The 17,231-nt window shown below is 71.6% G+C and carries 17 protein-coding genes; 8 read left to right on the top strand and 9 right to left on the bottom strand.

Annotated features, from left to right (window positions below):
• Window positions 1-59: 59 nt before the first annotated feature.
• The gene (locus IE317_RS01080) at window positions 60-2,513 is read right to left on the bottom strand and encodes an ATP-binding protein (RefSeq protein WP_191306116.1); all 2,454 of its coding nucleotides are present in this window, start codon (window positions 2,511-2,513) and stop codon (window positions 60-62) included.
• Between the two features lie 347 nt (window positions 2,514-2,860).
• On the opposite strand from IE317_RS01080, the gene IE317_RS01075 reads away from it, so the two are divergent.
• The 4 genes from IE317_RS01075 (at window position 2,861) to IE317_RS01060 (ending at window position 7,375) form a co-directional block, all read left to right on the top strand.
• Complete coding sequence (locus IE317_RS01075) at window positions 2,861-4,306, top strand: non-reducing end alpha-L-arabinofuranosidase family hydrolase (RefSeq protein ID WP_191306115.1); 1,446 nt, start codon at window positions 2,861-2,863, stop codon at window positions 4,304-4,306.
• Between the two features lie 317 nt (window positions 4,307-4,623).
• The gene (locus tag IE317_RS01070; protein WP_191306114.1) at window positions 4,624-5,322 is read left to right on the top strand and encodes a HEAT repeat domain-containing protein; all 699 of its coding nucleotides are present in this window, start codon (window positions 4,624-4,626) and stop codon (window positions 5,320-5,322) included.
• Window positions 5,316-6,329: a HEAT repeat domain-containing protein gene (locus IE317_RS01065; protein ID WP_191306113.1), complete on the top strand. Its 1,014-nt coding sequence runs from the start codon at window positions 5,316-5,318 to the stop codon at window positions 6,327-6,329. The genes IE317_RS01070 and IE317_RS01065 overlap by 7 nt, the downstream gene beginning before the upstream one ends.
• Before the next feature lie 89 nt (window positions 6,330-6,418).
• Window positions 6,419-7,375 (top strand): helix-turn-helix transcriptional regulator, encoded by a 957-nt coding sequence (locus IE317_RS01060; protein WP_191306112.1) that lies wholly within the window; start codon window positions 6,419-6,421, stop codon window positions 7,373-7,375.
• Here the strand turns inward: IE317_RS01060 and IE317_RS01055 are convergent.
• The 4 genes from IE317_RS01055 to IE317_RS01040 form a co-directional block, all read right to left on the bottom strand.
• Window positions 7,372-7,530: a hypothetical protein gene (locus tag IE317_RS01055; RefSeq protein WP_191306111.1), complete on the bottom strand. Its 159-nt coding sequence runs from the start codon at window positions 7,528-7,530 to the stop codon at window positions 7,372-7,374. The two genes, IE317_RS01060 and IE317_RS01055, sit on opposite strands and share 4 nt — an antisense overlap.
• Window positions 7,531-7,626: 96 nt before the next feature.
• On the bottom strand, window positions 7,627-7,791 hold the full coding sequence (locus IE317_RS01050; RefSeq protein WP_191306110.1) for a hypothetical protein: 165 nt from the start codon (window positions 7,789-7,791) through the stop codon (window positions 7,627-7,629).
• A 23-nt stretch (window positions 7,792-7,814) separates the two neighbouring features.
• Entirely contained in the window at window positions 7,815-9,140 is a 1,326-nt protein-coding gene (locus IE317_RS01045; protein ID WP_229902396.1) for a tachylectin-related carbohydrate-binding protein, read from the bottom strand.
• A 69-nt stretch (window positions 9,141-9,209) separates the two neighbouring features.
• Window positions 9,210-10,523, bottom strand: coding sequence for a tachylectin-related carbohydrate-binding protein (locus IE317_RS01040; protein ID WP_191306109.1), 1,314 nt, complete (start codon window positions 10,521-10,523; stop codon window positions 9,210-9,212).
• Window positions 10,524-10,775: 252 nt separating this feature from the next.
• Here IE317_RS01040 and IE317_RS01035 point away from each other — a divergent pair, with 252 nt between their 5' ends.
• From IE317_RS01035 to IE317_RS01020, 4 genes are all read left to right on the top strand, one after another.
• Complete coding sequence (locus tag IE317_RS01035; protein ID WP_191306108.1) at window positions 10,776-10,976, top strand: hypothetical protein; 201 nt, start codon at window positions 10,776-10,778, stop codon at window positions 10,974-10,976.
• Window positions 10,977-11,013: 37 nt separating this feature from the next.
• Window positions 11,014-11,445, top strand: a complete 432-nt coding sequence (locus tag IE317_RS01030; RefSeq protein ID WP_191306107.1) for an OsmC family protein — start codon at window positions 11,014-11,016, stop codon at window positions 11,443-11,445.
• A gap of 63 nt (window positions 11,446-11,508) precedes the next feature.
• Window positions 11,509-13,428 carry a hypothetical protein gene (locus IE317_RS01025; protein ID WP_191306106.1) on the top strand — a complete coding sequence of 640 codons (1,920 nt, stop codon included), beginning with the start codon at window positions 11,509-11,511 and terminating at the stop codon, window positions 13,426-13,428.
• Window positions 13,429-13,807: 379 nt separating this feature from the next.
• Entirely contained in the window at window positions 13,808-14,785 is a 978-nt protein-coding gene (locus tag IE317_RS01020; RefSeq protein ID WP_191306105.1) for a YVTN family beta-propeller repeat protein, read from the top strand.
• Between the two features lie 76 nt (window positions 14,786-14,861).
• On the opposite strand, the gene IE317_RS01015 is transcribed toward IE317_RS01020, so the two are convergent.
• From IE317_RS01015 to IE317_RS01000, 4 genes are all read right to left on the bottom strand, one after another.
• Window positions 14,862-15,410, bottom strand: coding sequence for a hypothetical protein (locus IE317_RS01015; protein WP_191306104.1), 549 nt, complete (start codon window positions 15,408-15,410; stop codon window positions 14,862-14,864).
• Between the two features lie 40 nt (window positions 15,411-15,450).
• On the bottom strand, window positions 15,451-16,041 hold the full coding sequence (locus IE317_RS01010; protein ID WP_191306103.1) for a hypothetical protein: 591 nt from the start codon (window positions 16,039-16,041) through the stop codon (window positions 15,451-15,453).
• Between the two features lie 520 nt (window positions 16,042-16,561).
• Window positions 16,562-16,996 (bottom strand): nitroreductase family deazaflavin-dependent oxidoreductase, encoded by a 435-nt coding sequence (locus IE317_RS01005; RefSeq protein WP_229902395.1) that lies wholly within the window; start codon window positions 16,994-16,996, stop codon window positions 16,562-16,564.
• Window positions 16,993-17,217, bottom strand: a complete 225-nt coding sequence (locus IE317_RS01000; RefSeq protein WP_191306102.1) for a VOC family protein — start codon at window positions 17,215-17,217, stop codon at window positions 16,993-16,995. The genes IE317_RS01005 and IE317_RS01000 overlap by 4 nt, the downstream gene beginning before the upstream one ends.
• Between the last annotated feature and the right edge of the window lie 14 nt (window positions 17,218-17,231).

Here is a 17,231-nt window from a genome sequence, read left to right as displayed (position 1 = left end):
GACCGGCGGGGCCATGAACAACGGACCGGAACTTCCGGGCGCGGAAGTTCCGGTCGGGCCTACTCCGGCCGGGTGGCCTCGGCCTTGATCCCCATCGCGTCGTACAGCGCCCGCGCCCGCTGCCGGTACGGCCGGCCCTTGTCGGCCTCGCCCGCGTCTTCGTAGGTGCCGGCGATCCCTTCGAGCGCGCGGGCTTCTTCGTGCTGCTCGTGGGTGCCCTGGGCGAGGTCTCGGGCCCGCAGGTAGTGCTCCAGCGCCGCCGCCCGGTCGCCGGTGGCCCGCGCGTTGTCGCCGAGGCCGTTGTGGGCCAGCGTTTCGAGCGGGCGGATGCCGGTGGCCGCCGCGATGCGGAGGGCGTCCTCGAGGTACCGGCTCGCCTCGGCCGGCGGGGTGCCCAGGTGCGGGTGCACGAGCCCGAGGTAGACCAGCGCGTAGCCCTCGGCTTCGCGGTGCCCTTCGGCGCGGCTGACCGACAGCGAGCGGTCGAGGTGGTCGCGGGCTTCCTCGTAGCGGCCGAGCGCGCGGTAGACGTCGCCGAGGTTGTGCAGGCTGATCGCTTCGCTGGCCCGGTCGCCGATTTCCTCCGCGATGGCCAGCTGGTGGTGGTAGGTCCCGAGCGCGGCGTCGAACTCGCCCAGCCGTTCCTGGACGAACGCCAGGTTCCCGTACGTGCGTCCCTCGGCGAGGGTGTCGCCCGCGGCCCTGGCCAGGGTGACCGCCCGGCCGAGGTGGTACGCCGCGTCGTCGTACCGGCCGAGCTGGGCGTACACCGTGCCCAGGGTGCTCGTGGCGCGCGCGGTCATGGCCGGGGTGCCGTCGAAGCCGAGGGAATCGGTGAGGTGCTCGACCGCTTTGTCGTAACTGCCGACCCTGGCGCAGATCGCGGCGACGTCGACCAGAGCCTGCTGCGCGCCGATGGAGTCCCCGGCGGCGCGGGCCTCCGCGAGCGCGAAGCCGTGCAGACTGCGCGAGGCGTCGTAGTGGCCGTGCACCCGCAGTGCCTGCCACAGCAGCGTCGACAGGTCGCGGGCGTAGGCCGTGCGGCCGGTCGAGGCGGACAGTTCGGCGAGCCCGAGCAGGGTGGGCAGTTCGGTGGCCAGCCAAGCCGCGGCGTCGTCGGCGCCGCAGAAGCCCGGCGGGGCCTCGGTGACGTCGGTGAGCAGCGGACGGCGGTAGGGATCGCGTGGCGCGATCGTGTCCGCCGCGGCGGCGGCTCCGGCCAGGTAGTGCCCGGCCAGGCGCCCGAGCGCCGCCGTCCGCCGCTCGTCCGCGGCGGCGAGGCCGCGCGCGTAGTCGCGGACCAGGTCGTGGAACTCGTACCGGCCGTCCGCCCGGTGTTCCAGCAGGTGCCCGGACACGAGCACCCGCAGGCGCCGCCGGGCCTCGCCGGGCCCCTCGGCCAGCAGCGCGGCCGCCGCGTCCACCGCCCAGTGCGGTCCGGGGTGCAGCCCGAGCAGCCGCATCGCCGACGCGACATCTTCCGGCAAGGCCTCGTAGGACCACGACAGCACGGCCGGCAGCGACGTGCGGGCTTCCTCCGTGGTCAGCGCGTCGAGCCGGTCGCCGGCCGACCGCATCGCCGCGGCGACCTCGGCCAGGCCCCGGTCGTGGGCCAGCCGTTCCCCGACGATCCGCAGCGCCAGCGGCAGCCCGCTGCAGCCGGACACGACGTCGGCGAGGGCGGCGCGGTCGGCCGGCCTGCCGCCCGCGAGCCGGTCGAGCAGCGACAGCGACTCCCGTTCGTCCAGCGGCGGCACGGGCAGGCGGTGGGCGTCGTCGCTGACGGCCAGGCCGTGCAGCATCGTCCGGCTGGTCACCACGACCACGCAGCCGGCGTGCCCGGGCAGCAGCGGCCGGACCTGGTCGGCCGAGCGCGCGTTGTCCAGCAGCAGGAGCACCGAACGGGTGGCCAGGACGCTGCGCAGCAGCGCGGACCGCCCGTCGACGTCCGCCGGGACGTCCGACGCGGGCACCCCGAACGCCAGCAGGAACGCGTGCAGCACGTCACCCGGCTCGGCAGGCGCCCCCGGGCCGTAGCCACGCAGGTTCGCGAACAGCTGGCCGTCGGGGAAGTCCGCGCGGGCGGCCTGGGCCCAGTGCACGGCCAGTGACGTCTTGCCGACCCCGCCCATCCCTTCGAGCACCGCGACGACCACCCCGCGGTCGCGGCGCGCGCTCAAGGCGTCCAGCGTGGCGATTTCCCGCTGCCGCCCGGTGAAGGCGGTGCTGCCGGCGGGCAGCTGGGCCGGCACCGCGACCGGGTGCGGGGTGCGCACCGGTTCCGGCGCGGCGGGGAAGTAGTGGAGCACGAACCGGTGGATCTGGTCGCCGCGCAGCCCGAGGCCCCGGGCAAGCGCTTCCAGCGAACTGCGCCGCGGCCGGGCGACCCGGCCCCGTTCGATGTTGCTGATGCCCCGCACGGTCAGCCCGGTGCGTTCGGCGAGCTCTTCCTGCGTGAGACCGGCGACGCGCCGCAGTTCGCCCAGCAGGTTCGGGTCCGGCTGACTGTCCATGCGGCATGGTATTCCGGCTTTCCTTGCCGGCACGGCAAAACGGTGATCATCACCGTTCGCAGCGCGTCCGGTACGCACGGTCCCGGTCTCGCGGCCGCCGAGGCCGTGACCAGGGATCTCGAAAGTTTCGACGGCTCGCGACCGGTGTAATTTTCACCGATCGGCTGTCCTCTGTGGACCGACGACACCGGCCTTGAGGAGGCAAAGCGTTCCGGTCCCGCTTGGGGGATCTCGCGGCGCCTGCGCGTGCATTGACAATCGCGCGCCGTGACGTTCAGGCTGGCGCGACGCATGTTAGCGATAACAGTCGGCGTGCCACGACGGTGTGGCGGACCGGGAAGGTCGTCATGAACAGAAGAAGTCTCAGCCGCAGGAGCCGGCACCTGATGGCCGTGTCCGCCGCCGCGGCGACGGTCGCGGTGACGGCGTTGTTCGGGGCCGGCGCGGCCCAGGCCGACGTCACCGGCGCCCTGCGCGGGGTCGGTTCGGGCCGGTGCCTGGACGTCCCGAACGCCAACCAGGCCGACGGCACCTCGGTGCAGATCTACGACTGCTCCGGTGGTGCGGGCCAGCAGTGGACCTCGACCGCCGGCGGTCAGCTGACCGTGTTCGGCGGCAAGTGCCTGGACGTGGCCGGCAGCGGCACCACCGCCGGCACCCGGGTGCAGATCTGGACCTGCCACGGCGGGGCCAACCAGCAGTGGCGGGTGAACGCCGACGGCACGGTGGTCGGCGTGCAGTCCGGGCTCTGCCTCGACGTCACGGGCGCCGGCACGGCCAACGGCACCGCGGTGGCGCTCTGGACGTGCCACGGCGGCACCAACCAGCAGTGGACGGGCCTGTCGAGCACGCCCACCACGACCACGACGACGACCGGGAGCAGCGGCTGCTCGCTGCCGTCGACCTACCGCTGGTCGTCCTCCGGCGCGCTGGCGCAGCCGAAGAACGGCTGGCTTTCGCTCAAGGACTTCACCAACGTCGTCTACAACGGCAAGCACCTGGTCTACGGCTCGACGGTCAACTCGTCCGGGTCCTACGGCTCGATGGCGTTCAGCCCCTTCACCAACTGGTCGGACATGGCCTCGGCCGGGCAGACCGGGATGAACTCCGGCACCGTCGCCCCGACGCTGTTCTACTTCGCGCCCAAGAACATCTGGGTGCTGGCCTACCAGTGGGGCCAGTGGCCGTTCATCTACCGCACCTCGAGCGACCCGACCAACCCCAACGGCTGGTCCGCGCCGCAGCCGCTGTTCACGGGCAGCATCTCCGGCTCCGGCACCGGCCCGATCGACCAGACCCTGATCGCCGACGGCTCGAACATGTACCTGTTCTTCGCCGGTGACAACGGCAAGATCTACCGCGCCAGCATGCCGATCGGGAACTTCCCGGGCAGCTTCGGGTCGAACTACACGACGGTCATGAGCGACACGCAGGCGAACCTGTTCGAGGCGGTCGAGGTCTACAAGGTCCAGGGCCAGAACCAGTACCTGATGATCGTCGAGGCGATGGGCTCGGGCGGCCGTTACTTCCGGTCGTTCACTTCCAGCAGCCTGAGCGGTTCGTGGACCCCGCAGGCGGCCAGCGAAAGCCGGCCCTTCGCCGGCAAGGCCAACAGCGGCGCGAGCTGGACCAACGACATCAGCCACGGTGACCTGGTCCGCACCAACCCCGACCAGACCAAGACGATCGACCCCTGCAACCTCCAGTTCCTCTACCAGGGCAAGGACCCGTCCGCCGGCGGCGACTACAACCGGCTCCCGTGGCGGCCGGGTGTGCTGACGCTGCAGCGCTAGCCGAGATCAGGGAGGCGAGGAGCCCCAGTCACTCCGGTGGCTGGGGCTCCTTCGTGCGTGCCGCGAGGCGATCGGGCGCAGCGGAACCCGGGAGGGCTCAGTTGTAGCCGAGCACGATGCACTGGTCCTCGGACGGCGGGATCTCCGTCCGGTCCTCGTCCACGAGCGCGGCTGAGGCGGTGAATTCTTCGGGTTCCATCGGACCTCCTCGTCGAAGCTCACCGAACGAAATGCTGGGAAACGGATGGTCCTCGTCACGTCTTCCGTCGTGCCCGGTTCCGCGCTTGACCTTGACACTGTGACAAGGTCTTCACTGCGTGCAGGAGGTGATCCCCATCAACCCCGTAACCAAGGACACCGAGGACCACGACCGCCTGCTCGCCGCGCTGGGCAGCGGGAACTCGTCCACGCGGCTGCAGGCCGCGCTCGCGGCGGGCACCCGCGCCGATCCCGCCCTCACCGGCGCGCTCGTCGCCCGGTGCGCGATCGAGCCCGACTTCTTCGTGCGTGACATGCTCACCTGGGCGTTGACCCGCCTCCCGGCGGAGACCACGGTGCCCGCACTGCTCGCCGAGCTCCGCTCGGAGCGGGCCCAGGCCCGGAGCCAGGCACTGCACACGCTGTCCAAGATCGGGGCCCGGTCGACCTGGCCCGCGATCACCGGGTCGCTGCTGCGCGACGCCGACGACGAGGTCGCGCGCAGCGCCTGGCGCGCCGCCGTCGTCCTGGTGCCCGCCGGAGAGCGGGCGGCGCTGGCCGCCGAACTGGCCGGGCAGCTCGGCCGCGGCGACCGGACCGTGCAGCTGAGCCTCAGCCGGGCGCTCGCCGCGCTCGGAGACGTCACCGAACCGGCCCTGCGGGCGGGACTGGCGAGTGCCGACCCGGCGGTGCGGGCGCACGCCCGCGCCACCGAGCGGCTCCTGCACGACCCCGACGCCGCGTTCGACCTCGCCGTCGACGAGGCGGACCGGATCGTCGCGCTCGGCCCGGAGCGCGCCGGGGGAGCCGCGTGCTGATCGGCGAGGTGGCCCGCCGCTGCGGGGTGAGCACCCGGATGCTCCGGCACTACGAGTCGCTCGGGCTGGTGCGGCCGACCGGCCGCACCGTGGGCGGCTACCGCGAGTACTCCGCGGCGGACATCCGCCGGATCTTCCACGTCGAAGGCCTGCGGTCGCTCGGCATGTCGCTGCGGCAGATCGGGCGCGCGCTCGAGGATCCCGCCTTCACCCCGGCCACCCTGGTCGGTGACCTCGTCCGCCGGACCGAGGACCGGCTGCAGCGCGAGCGGGAACTCCTCGAGCGCCTCCGGGCGATCGACGCCTCGGCGCCCTCGGGCTGGCCGGACGTCCTGCGGGTCGTCGAGCTCCTGCGCGGCCTCGGCTCGCCCAGTCCCGCACGCCGGCAGCAGGCCGTCCTGGCGCGGACCGAGGAGGTGCCCGTTCCGGTCGACCCGCTGGCCAGGGCGATCCTCGACGAAGCCGACCCGAACGTCGCCGGCGCCCTGCGGTGGGCCCTCGCCCGCGCCGGCGGTGACGCGGTCGCGAGCGTCGCGCCCGGCCTGCGTTCGGACGACGCCGAGGTCCGGCGCCGCGCGGTGCGGGCGATCGCCGAGCTGCCCGGTGCCGAGGCCGACGCCGTGCTCGCGGAGGCGCTCGGCGACTCCGACCCCGCCGTGCGCCGGCTGGCCGCACTGGCCTCCGGCCAACGGGGCGCGATCGCCGCCGTACCGGTCCTCACCGGCATGGTGGTCGAAGGCACGAACGACGTCGAGGCGGCCGAGGTGCTGGGAACGCTGTCCCGGGACGACGGGCACGCGGACGGAATCGCCGGCGAGCTGGCCGACGCGCTCGCCGCGCACCCGGCGGACACCGCGGTGCGGATCCGCGTGGCCCAGGCACTGGCCGAGCTGCCGGGCCGCGCCGCCCGAGACGTCCTGCGGAACCTGGGCCGCGACGAGGACCGAGCCGTCGCGCTCGTCGCGTCCGCCCTCGTGGAAGCCCTCGAAGCCCGGCCCGGCGGCTGAACCGGCCCCGCGTCCGGCGCGGCGTTCCCGGCTCCGGCAGGCGGCCGGATGGACTAATCTGAGCCGGGACGACGCCGGAGGGGGCGGGGATGCTGGAAGGGCTGTTGTCGGCCGACGCGGGCGCGCTGTACGACGCCATGGTGCGGTCCGGGCCGGTGCCGCTGGACGACTCGCGTGCCACCAGCCCCGAGATGCAGGAGCTGATCGACCGCGGCTTCGTGCGGCGCGACTACCGCGGCGACCCGGTGCTGGCCCCGATGGAACCCGTCCGGGCCGTCGACCACGCGATCCTCGGCGCGCAGCAGCGGCTGCTCGAACAGCAGCGCCAGATCGTCGCGGCGCGCCAGCAGCTGGACCTGCTCCAGACCGTCTACCGGGCGGCCTACGGCGGCGGCAGCGACGCGGCCGTCGAGGTGCTGTCCGACCCGCAGCGGATCGGGGCCTTGTCCCTCGAGCTGTGCCTGTCGGCGAAGGAGGAGTTCCTCACCTTCACCACCCGGCACTTCAAGCGCAAACCGGACGCGAACACGGTGATGGCCCTGCCCGACGCGGTGACCGAACGCGGCGTGCGGCTGCGCAACGTCTACGAGCGCGCCGCGCTGGAGTTCGAGGGCGCGAAGGGCGTCGTCGAGGCCAGCATCGCCGCCGGCTGGACCATGCGGGTCGCCCCCGAGCTGCCGATGAAGATGGTGATCGCCGACCAGCACTCGGCGCTGATGCCGCTCGATCCGAGCGGGATGGAGGGCGCGGTCTTCGTCCGCAGCCCGACCATCGTGGCCGCGCTGCGGATGCTGTTCGAGCTGGTCTGGAGCCAGGCCGTGCCGATCGGCGACGGCGGCGGCCCGCAGCGCCACGGGCTGACCCCGACCCAGGCCAAGGTGCTCGACCTGCTGGCCACCGGGATGACCGACGGAGCCATCGCCCGGCACCTCGACGTCAGCGAACGGACCGTGCGCCGCCACGTCCAGGGCCTGCTCGACGCCCTGCAAGCCGACAACCGGGTGGCCGCGGTCCACGCGGCCACCCGGCTGGGCTGGCTGAACTAGTCCAGCTTCTTGCAGGCGCCTCCGCCCTGGGTCCAGATCCAGACGCACTTGGTGTTCGGATCCTGGATGGCCGCCGCCTCCGGTGCGGCCAGCGCCCCGAACGCGATCGTCGCCGCGATCCCCGCGGCCAGCCCGGCCAGCACTCGCTTGATCATGTCGTCCTCCCCGCGAAAAGCGATCTTTGCTGAGTGACAAGTTAGGCGGCGATGTCTTACGCCGGGAGAGCAAGTCCGGCCAATGTCCGGATCCGGTCACGCGGGCCGGGCCGCCTCCGGACCTGCGTGACCGCCCGGCTGGTCGTCCTCGGGACTGCCCACCCAGTGCAGGCTGTCCGGTTCCGGCCACCACCCCGGCGGGTCCGGGCGGGGACCGCCACCCGGTTCGCCCCACCAGCGGGTGGCCGTCTCGTCTCCCACGCCGGAACCGCCCGTCGCCGCGGCTAGGCGCCAAACGGCTGGGCCGACAGCAGCGTCTGCGTCCAGCCCTTCGTGTCGACCGGGTCGGTGCCGAACCCCTGGATGTCGGAGCCGTCGAAGTCGAACGGGTTGTGGTCGTGGTAGCGGTACAGCGCGCCGTCGCGGGTCTGGCCGTAGTAGAGGCCGTAGCCGGGGGAGACGATCTGGTCGAAGGTGCTCCAGCGGTCCGCCAGCGTCGTGCCGGTCCAGGTGTGGTCGGCCGCGATGTGGTACGAGCGCAGGACTCCGGTGGTGCTGATGCCGATGAGCCAGTCGTCACCGGTGGCGGCGATGGTGCGCATGGTGAACCCGGTGCCGATCACGGCGCGCTGGCCGATCTGGCTGCTCGCCGGCTTGGGCCGGGAGACCACATAGGACATCAGGGTGCTGCCGGCGATGCCGTAGAGGTGGCCGTGGCCGTCGTAGGTCAGCATGTCGTGGGTCCAGCCGCTGCCCAGCGCGACGGGCGTGCCCAGCTGCAGCGAATTGTTGTTCGTGATGACGTCGACGCGGTAGAGCACGCCGGCGGGCGAGGTCGCGAGCACGGTGTTGAAGTTCAGCGTGGCCAGCGCCTTGGGCGTGAACCCGAGGTTGTCGGAGGACACGAGGGTCTTGGTGCGGTCGCCGGTCTGCGAGTTGATGGTGCTGTAGGTCAGCCGCCCGTCGGACAGCGCGCCGTAGACCGACACGGTGGCCGAGGACGGGCCGCTCAGCTCGTCGACGATCCGCTGCGCGTCCGCGGCCTGCGGCTGGTAGCGCTCCGGGAAGGCGGAACGCTGGACTCGCTGGCAGACGTCGCCGATCGGGGCGGTGCGCCAGCTGCCGTTGGGGTAGAAGTCCTGCATCACGTTCAGGAACGCGCCGGTGGCCCAGGCCGGGTCGAGCCGCTGCGACTCGGTGCCCCAGGAGTCGAGCTGCTGGAACAGGCCGAGACTGGTGTGGTCGACCCGTTCGCTGATGTTCTCGATCGTGGATTCGACGATGGTGGTGGTGATCGCGATGACGGCAGCCCGCTCGTCGAGCCCGCGGGCCTGTACCGCGTCGATGACCGCGCGGGCGCAGGAAATGCGGTACGGCGTCATGTAGCCCTTCAACGCGCCGGTGAGGACGCTGTTGAGGCGGGTGGCCGCCGCGGTGTCCGCCGCGGTCGGGCCCCCGGTGACGCAGGGTGCGGTCGTGTAGGCGGCCAGCTGCTGGACGCGGGCGGCCATGGCGTCGGACTCGGTGGTGGCGCTCGCGGCGGTGGCGCCGGCGGTGAGGACGGACAGTGCGGCGAGGCCCGCGGCGATCGTTCTGGTGGTGGTGCGCAAGGGAAACTCCAAGGTTGGTGGGGCGGTGCCGCGACCTGCGCCGCGGCACCGCTGGGAACAGGGGACGCCTCAGGCGCCGGGCGGGGAGACGTAGCCGGAGATCAGCACGTTGTCCGCGCCGGACCGGGCCGTGTCGGGGTCGATGACCCGCCGCGTGACCTTGTTGCTGACGTTGCCGCCGACGACGGTGAGGGTGCCGTCGGGGTGCACCGCGGTGATCACGTCGACGTGACCGCCGGTGGTGCCGTCCGGCGGGCCGTAGATGACCCAGTCGCCGATCTTCGGGCTGCCGTGCGAGCTGCCGGTCCGGGACTTGAACAGGCCGTGGTCGACACCCCACTCGCCGAGGGCACGGGCGATGAAGGTGCCGCGCGGCACGCCGGAGACGCCGGCCGTGGACCAGGTCCAGGTCGCGAACATCGCGCACCAGTCGAGCGCGCCGCGGTCGCAGGCGTCGTTGTACTTGTCGCAGCTCGCCTCGGTGGTGCCGACCTCGCCGGTGGCGAGGGTGGCGATCTTCGAGCGCAGCGGCTTGACCGGGGTGCTGCTGGTGCAGCCGGCGGGGTCGGCCGAAAGCAGGTACTGCGTCCAGCCGCGCGAGGCGACCGGGTCGTTCAGGTGGTAGGCGATGTCGGTGCCGGACCCGTCGGCCGGGTCGTCGTCCTCGTACCAGTACATGGCGCCGTCGGGGTTCTTGCCGTAATACAGGCCGCCGCCGGGGGAGACGAGGTTTTCGAAGCTCTGCCAGCCGGCGTCGTCGAGCTGGGCGCGGGTGTAGGTCGTGCCGGTCTGGGAAACGGTGTAGCTGATCAACTGGCCGTCGGACGCGGTGGCGATGAGCCGGTCGTCGCCGGACGCGGAGAGCGTTTTGAGCGCGAACCCGCCGCTGCCGATTTCCCGGCGCTGCCCGATCTGGGCGGTGCCCGGCTTGTCGCGCGAAACGAGGTACTGCAGCAGCGAACCGCCGGAGGTCGTGCCGTAGAGGTGACCGTGGCCGTCGTAGGCCAGCAGGTTGTGGGTCCAGCCGTGCTGGACGTCGATCGGGTCGTTGAAGGTGAGGCTGCCGCTGTTGGTGAGGATGTCGACGCGGTAGAGGACACCGGCCGGCGAGGTCACCAGCAGCGTGTTGAAGTTGAGGGTGGCCAACGCCTTCGGCGTGAACCCGAGCGACTTGGAGGAGACGACGACGTGCGTGATGTTGCCGGTGTCCGGGTCGATCGCGGTGTAGGTGAGCCGTCCGTCGGGCAGCACGCCGTAGACCGAGACCCCGCCGGCGCACGCCGCGGCGGCGGAGGCCGGGGCCGCGGTCAGTGCCGTGGTGGTGAGGCCGCTCAGCAGCACGAAGAACGCCAGCAAAGCGGCGCGCATTCTGGTTCCGAACATGGGAAAACCCCTCGTCGAATGGAAGATTGTGCCGGCCGCGACCCCGGGAAGGCGGCTCGACGGGGCAGAGCATATGAGGGGTTTTCGGGCCGGCGCATGAGCTGATCCGGCCATTGGCCGCAGGCGGACACGGCGCCTCGCAGCCAGATCACCGACTCCGCCGAAAGCCGCGCACCACAGTGTTCCAAGAACCTGTTCCTCAACCGCGAACTGCGGCGGCCGGTGCCCCTGCAGGGGGGCGACCGGCCCCGGATGATCCGCGAAAGCCGCGACATCCCGAGCGGGCTCGACGTCAACGTGCCGTCGGTGCGCACGACGGTCCGGCGCATGTCCGGCGGGCAGCGGCAGAGCCCTCCCGCCCGGCTGCGTCCGGCCGTTGAGGACGGCGCAGCGGGTTCACCCGAACGGCGGCAGGCGCCATTGTTTTGGCGCGCGCCGCTCGATGCTGATTGACTCGGCACCGACATCGATCACGATCTCTGGAGGACGCATGCCGGTCTCGAAGGCCCACGCGAACTGGAACGGCGACATTCCCACCGGGTCCGGGCAGTTCAGCGCGGGCGACGGCAGCATCAGCGGGGGAGTCACCTACAAGTCCCGCTTCGAGGACGGCCCCGGCTCGAACCCCGAGCAGCTCATCGCCGCGGCGCACGCGTCCTGCTTCTCGATGGCGCTCGCCAGCACGCTGGCCGGGGCCGGGTTCCCGGCCGAGTCGATCGAAACGGACGCGGCGGTGACCCTCCGCCCGGTCGACGGCGCGCCGACGATCCTCAAGATCGAGCTCACCACGCAGGGGCGCGTCAACGGCATCGACGAGCAGCAGTTCCAGGAGTACGCCGAGCAGGCCAAGGCGAACTGCCCGGTCAGCCGCGCGCTGGCCGGCGTGCCCGAGGTGACGCTGCAGGCCAGTCTCGCGAACTGACCGGATTCCGTGGTGGCGCCCGCCGGCGGCACCACCTACCGGGATGCTCGCTACGGTCGTGGCGTGACGTTGCTGGGGATCCTGGAAGACGACGAGTACCTGCCCGAGTACGGGACCTTGGTGGTCCGCGACCGCTACGCCGCCGACGGGCTGGAGCCGCTGGCGACCGAAGCGCTGTCCGGCACGGTCGCGACGGCGGGGGACGGGTGGGTACACGGTCATGCCGGCGACCCGTTCCAATCGGTGCGGCTCGAGGCCCACGACGCACCACCCTCCGTCGTGCTCGAGGACTGGGAGGACGTCGTCGAGTCGCCGTTCCACAGCCGCAGCGGGCGGGTCTCGCTCGGGTTCCTGACCGGCGGCGAGCACGACGAAACGCTCGAACTCGGCCGGCGTGGAATGTTCCGGGTGCGGGTCGCTCGCCGCGCGGCCGCGGCGGGGGAGGAGGGCGACGTCTGGCTGATCCAGTTCTGGCCCGGCGCCGGTCCCGGCTTGCCCCGCTGGCTCCGGCGGACCCGGCCGGCCCTCTTCCCGGCCGATCCGGGATGGCGGCAGGTGCTCGGCTACCCCGTGATGTCTGCTGGGTGGACCGCCGCCGGGTACGGCCCGCCCCGGCCGGATTCCTGGCTCGACGAGCCCCTGCAAGGGGACCCGCCCGACGCGGCGATCTGCGCGCAGCTCGGACTCGAACCCCCGGTGTCCCAGCGGGACGCGGTCGCGCTCCTGGTCGCGGCCGGCGTGCTCCTCACCGATGGCGACGGGTACCGGCTCGCCGACCACCCGCCGCTCGCGGCGGAGCGCGTCGCCCTGCCCGAAGGCCTGGCCGCGCAAGTGGCGCGGACGGCCGCCAGCGCCCGCTACACCTGGGCCGCGGCCGACCTCGCCAGCGTCGCCGCGTGGGGCGATCCCGCCCCGGTCGACGACCTCGCCGATCGGCTGCTCGTCGCCCCGGACGACGTTGCCGGATTGCTCGACTTCGCCGTGTCGGACCACCTGGTGCACCGGGTCGGTACGGGCATCGCGGCGCTGCCCCGGCGGCGGCCGGAGCCGGTGTCGGTGCCCGTGCCGGCGGTGCCGACGCGGCCGGAAAACCCGGCCACGATCCCGGGGGCGCCCCCGCGGGCCGGGGTCATCGGCGGCAACGGCGAGGTCATCGTGTGGCGAGAAGGCGAACCGGTCGTGCTCGGCCGCGTCCCCGACCAGTACCGCTACCGCGCACACGAGACACCGGAAGGCATCGTGGTGGTCACGTCCGGCGGCCCCGGGATGCTGGTGCGGTGGGACGGCACGAGCGAGCGGCTGCCCGTCGACCTCGGGATCAACCCGGTCCGCAGCGCCGACGGACGGTTCCTGGCCGGAGTCGAACACCACGTCGGGCGCCACTCGTGGGACCGGCCGCACCTGCTGGACATCACCACCGGCGAGGTCGTGAGCCTGCCCCGGACCGACGAGCTGACCCGCCGCGCGCTGGCCGTCATCGACGGCGCGCTGTTCTACGCCGACGGCTTCCACACCGGCAGCCGGACCTTCCGCTGGCTCCCGGGCGCCGACCCCGAGCCGGTGGCGGCCGGCCTCCGGCAGATCGACCCGCTCTCGGGCGCGGCGCTGGAACGCGGCGCCGGCGGCGTCTTCCGGCACGACCCGGCCGGCGCCCGCACCCCGCTGCCGTCCGACCGGCAGTACGAGCTCGCCCCGGGCGGCGAGCTGCTGTACGCGTTCCAGTACGCGCCGCCGTCGGTCTGGCTTTTCGACGGCGGCGAACCGGAGGAGCACCCGTTGCCCGAAGGCTGCGACCTCAGCACGGCGATCCCTTCGGCCCCGTTCTGGGAGACACCCACGACGCTGGTGTTCACCGGCGAGCGCGGCGGCCGGAGCAGGCTGGTGCGCTGGGACCTCCGGTCCGGCCGGTTCGACCACTTCGACCTGCCCGCGGTGGCGGGATACCGGCCGTTCGCCGTCCAGCCGATCCTCCGCCTGTCTTAGGGTGAACTACTGTATAACGACCTATACAACTGGCATGTGTTACAGCAGATCGCCGCAACACGTGAAACACCCAAGACGGCAAAGACAACAGGAGCGAAACGCGGCCGCCTTCACCGGAAATTGCGTGACACCCGGACGGGTTGAAAAGGTTTACCGGCCGAATCGGCGCGATTCACGGCGGTGTTCACTCGTCAAGGCGATCATGATCTTGTTCCGGTGGCAGGTCCGCCGGACCGTCGGTTAGCGTGACTCCCGGCCGGGGAAACGGCGCGCCACAAGCGCTTCGCCGACCGGCTTCCCCGAAGGCGTCCGATCAGGAAATCCGAAGAGCCTTCGTTTTCGAACCAGGCCAGGGTTGGCTGCTGAACCGGAGAAGGTTATGTCATTCGGCAATGGCGCTGTTCCGCGCTCGCCCCGGCCCACCGCCGGGGTATTGGCGGCCCTGCTGCTGGCCGCCGCGTGGGTGTGCCCGGTCGCGCACGCCTACCCGGCGCGGGTGCAGGTGTTCGTGGCGAACAGCGGTTCGGACAACGTCACCGTCTACGACACCCGGATGCAGGAGGTGGTCGCAACGGTCCGGGTCGGCCACTCGCCGGTCGGTGTGGGTGCCGCGCCCGGCGGCGAGCGGGTCTACGTCACCAACGAGCTTTCCGACACCGTTTCGGTGATCGACGCCCGGACGTATTCCACGCTGGCCACGGTTCCGGTGGGGCTGCACCCGTTCGGTGTCGCCGTGGCCGGCTCGCGCGCGTACGTGACGAACTTCGGGGCGGACTCGGTTTCGGTGATCGACACCGGGACGAACACGGTCGTGCGGCAGATCCCGGTCGGCCGGTTCCCGCACAGCCCGGCCGCGAGCCCGGACGGGCGCCGGGTGTACGTGACCAACAACGGCTCGGCCACCGTGTCGGTGATCGACACCGGTACCGACACGGTCGTGGCGACGCTGCCGGTGGGCCGCTTCCCGGCCGGCGTCGCCACCAGCCCGGGAGGCGACCGCCTCTACGTGGCAGCGACCGGCGCGAACAGCGTGAACGCCATCAGTGCCACCGGTCCGACACTGATGACGACCCAGCCGGTCGGCGAGGTCCCGATGGGGGTGGCGGTCACCCCGCGAGGTCAGGTGTACGTGGCCAACGCCGGTTCCGACACGGTGTCGCTGCTGGGCCGCAACCCGCCGCTGGCGATCCCGGTGCAAGACGAGCCCGAAGGTGTGGCGGCGGCCCCGGACTCCAGCTACGTGTTCGTGACGAACGCGGCCTCGGGTTCGATGTCGGTGATCGACATCGCGACGAACACGGTCGTGGCGACCGTGCCGGTGGGCAGTGAACCGGAGGGGCTGGCGGTGACGTCCTGACAGGAGGCACCGGCCGCCGCGCCGGCCACGGCAGCTGCGTACGTGGTCTGAGCCGCCGCCGGACAACCCCAGACCGTCACGACGTGACGTGGGCGATGACCCGGCGGACGTATTCCGCACGATCGGCCAGCAGATCCACGCTGACCAGAATGTGATCGTTCGTGGTGGGGTGGAAAAACGATCCGGTCACCGGCAGGGCCGTCACCTGGAGCCGGAAGCCGCCGATGCGGATCCCGGACTGCCTTTCGTGCTCGTGCACCGCATCGCGCATTCTCGGTGCGTTGCGGAACGGATTGCTCACCCGCGCCACTTCACGTTTGTGCGCCGAACTCCAGCGGTGCAGCGTTTGGAGGTTGTCTTCCACGATCGGCGCCAATGGCTCGGCCGGGACAAGCGGTATCGACGGCGCGTCGTCGCGGGTGAGCGACAAAGTGGTTTCCCACCAATGCTGCCACAGGTCGGGAACGTGCTCGCCGGTGACGCCCGGCGGCGTGGCCAGCGTCGGGCGCCGGACCACGGGCGGGATTTCCAGCGCGCACGGGACGTCGAGCGCGTCGCGGACGGCCAGGGCGAACGCCAGCGGGTGCGAATACCCCAGGACGACCGTCCACGGCGCGCTCGACATCGAGACCACGTGCTGCCTTTCGGGCTCAGGCGGGTTTCACTCAGACGATGTACTCGGTGTCACCGGGACCACCGCTCGTGCAGATGTCACCATCCCACAGCAGGGCGTCGCTCACCGGCGTGACGACGCCGGCGGTTTCCCATCCGGGGCCGCCGCCGTGCACGTCCCATTCACCCGTCCACGACGTGTCCAGCCCCAGGCCGCCGCCCCAGGAGTTGCTGTCCGAGCCGTACGGGTCCGAGCGGTTGACCCGCCAGTAGAAGGCGATGGCGGCATCGTCGAGGTCGAAGCCCGTTTCGATCTCCGACACGTACCCGCCGACCGCGTGGATCCAGAGGTAGGAGTCCCCGCAGTCACCCTCGACGACGTTGCGGGGGTGCTTCTTCGAAGAGTACGGCGTGCCGTCCGGATTGATCGCGGCCGGCGTGGGCACGGCGTGTTGCGTCCCGTCCGGCGCGGTCACCACCTTGAAGCCGTGTGACTCGGCCACCTGCCGGTTCACCCCGGACACCGTCATCTTGAACGTCCGCGCCCCCGCGGGCAGCACCCGGGCCGACCGGCCGGGCGTCACGGGTGCTGCTTGCGCGAACCCGCTGCCGGCGACGACCGCGGAAACGGCGGCGACAACCACGACTACGGATCTGAAAATTCTCGATTTCATCGAATCCCCTCGAATTTCCCATGGATAGTGCTCGGCACGGGAATGTGGTGCCGGGGATTGTGGCGCGAATGATGTATTGATGTCGACCCTTGCTCAACAACCCCCTGCTGTCCCCTGCGTGAGCCTTGTCAGTGAATCAGGTGACAAGTCGCCGACAATACCGCCATCCGAGGGTAGGAAAAACGCCATGCCGGATATAGTGGGCCAAAGTGGGCAAAATTCGTGAACAGCGCGACAGGTAAACGGTCGCTTTCCTTTTCAATGTTGCCAGCTCGCAAGTATACGAATACTTCGCCGGTATTGCTCACTGGAGACGGTTTCCGCGGCTGGAGCGACTCGGCCGGCGTCTCGCCCCATACCTGTGCGGCGTAGTCGCCCAGGGGCGCGTTCCGCGTCCGCCTCGGCGGGGCCCGGCGTCGAGCGCGGCGACCAGTTGCCGGGCGGACGCGGCCCTGCTCGAGGTCGCGCACCGAGCGTCCCCCTCCGCCGGCTATGCGATCGCTCGTAGCCGCACTACGGGGATGTCGCGGGAGGTCTTGCGCTGATAGTTCGCGTACGGTGCGAACGCCTCCACCAGGCCGGCCCACACTTCGGATTTCTCCTCGCGGGTGAGAGTGCGGGCGCGGGCGGAGAACCGATGGGTGCCTACGCGCACCCGCACGTCAGGGTTCTCCTGGATGCTGAGGTACCACAATGGATGGTGGTCGGCGCCGCCGTTGGAGGCGACGACCAGGAACGAATCGCCGTGCGCGCGGTAGATCAGCACGGTCCGGTGCCACCGGCTGCTGCGCCGTCCCCGGTAGTCCAGGAGCAGGCACGGTGCGCCGCTGATCGTGGTTCCCTTGGTGCCGCCGGATTCTTCGTACAACCGGGCTTGCCTGGCCACCCACCCGACGGGGCTGGTCAGCACCTCCGGGGTGGTCACTGCGCGCCGAACCAGTTGTCCCGTGCGGCTTGCAGGCCGTCGGCGGGGTGCCAGTCCTTGAGGGGCTGGGAGAACTCCCACTGGTAGGCGAACGGGTCGAGGCACTCGACCACGCGGTCGCCCCACGCCTCGTCCGCCGGTTCCGAGGTGATCGTGCACCCGGCGCCGCGGCAGTACTCGTAGTGCGCGGCGAGGTCGTCCACCCCCAGGCCGATCGCCACGCCGAGGCCACTTC

The sequence above is a fragment of the Amycolatopsis bullii genome, assembly GCF_014654205.1.
GTDB lineage: Bacteria > Actinomycetota > Actinomycetes > Mycobacteriales > Pseudonocardiaceae > Amycolatopsis > Amycolatopsis plumensis.
This window is presented reverse-complemented; position numbering and strand designations above follow the sequence as displayed.

What these genes read in the sequence shown, in the direction of transcription:
- IE317_RS01075 (WP_191306115.1), top strand. Translation starts at nt 2,861, where the DNA reads ATGAACAGAAGAAGTCTCAGCCGCAGGAGCCGGCACCTGATGGCCGTG.
- IE317_RS01035 (WP_191306108.1), top strand. Translation starts at nt 10,776, where the DNA reads ATGATCCGCGAAAGCCGCGACATCCCGAGCGGGCTCGACGTCAACGTG.
- IE317_RS01020 (WP_191306105.1), top strand. Translation starts at nt 13,808, where the DNA reads ATGTCATTCGGCAATGGCGCTGTTCCGCGCTCGCCCCGGCCCACCGCC.
- IE317_RS01080 (WP_191306116.1), bottom strand. Translation starts at nt 2,513, where the DNA reads ATGGACAGTCAGCCGGACCCGAACCTGCTGGGCGAACTGCGGCGCGTC.
- IE317_RS01040 (WP_191306109.1), bottom strand. Translation starts at nt 10,523, where the DNA reads ATGTTCGGAACCAGAATGCGCGCCGCTTTGCTGGCGTTCTTCGTGCTG.
- IE317_RS01060 (WP_191306112.1), top strand. Translation starts at nt 6,419, where the DNA reads ATGCTGGAAGGGCTGTTGTCGGCCGACGCGGGCGCGCTGTACGACGCC.
- IE317_RS01030 (WP_191306107.1), top strand. Translation starts at nt 11,014, where the DNA reads ATGCCGGTCTCGAAGGCCCACGCGAACTGGAACGGCGACATTCCCACC.
- IE317_RS01015 (WP_191306104.1), bottom strand. Translation starts at nt 15,410, where the DNA reads ATGTCGAGCGCGCCGTGGACGGTCGTCCTGGGGTATTCGCACCCGCTG.
- IE317_RS01055 (WP_191306111.1), bottom strand. Translation starts at nt 7,530, where the DNA reads ATGATCAAGCGAGTGCTGGCCGGGCTGGCCGCGGGGATCGCGGCGACG.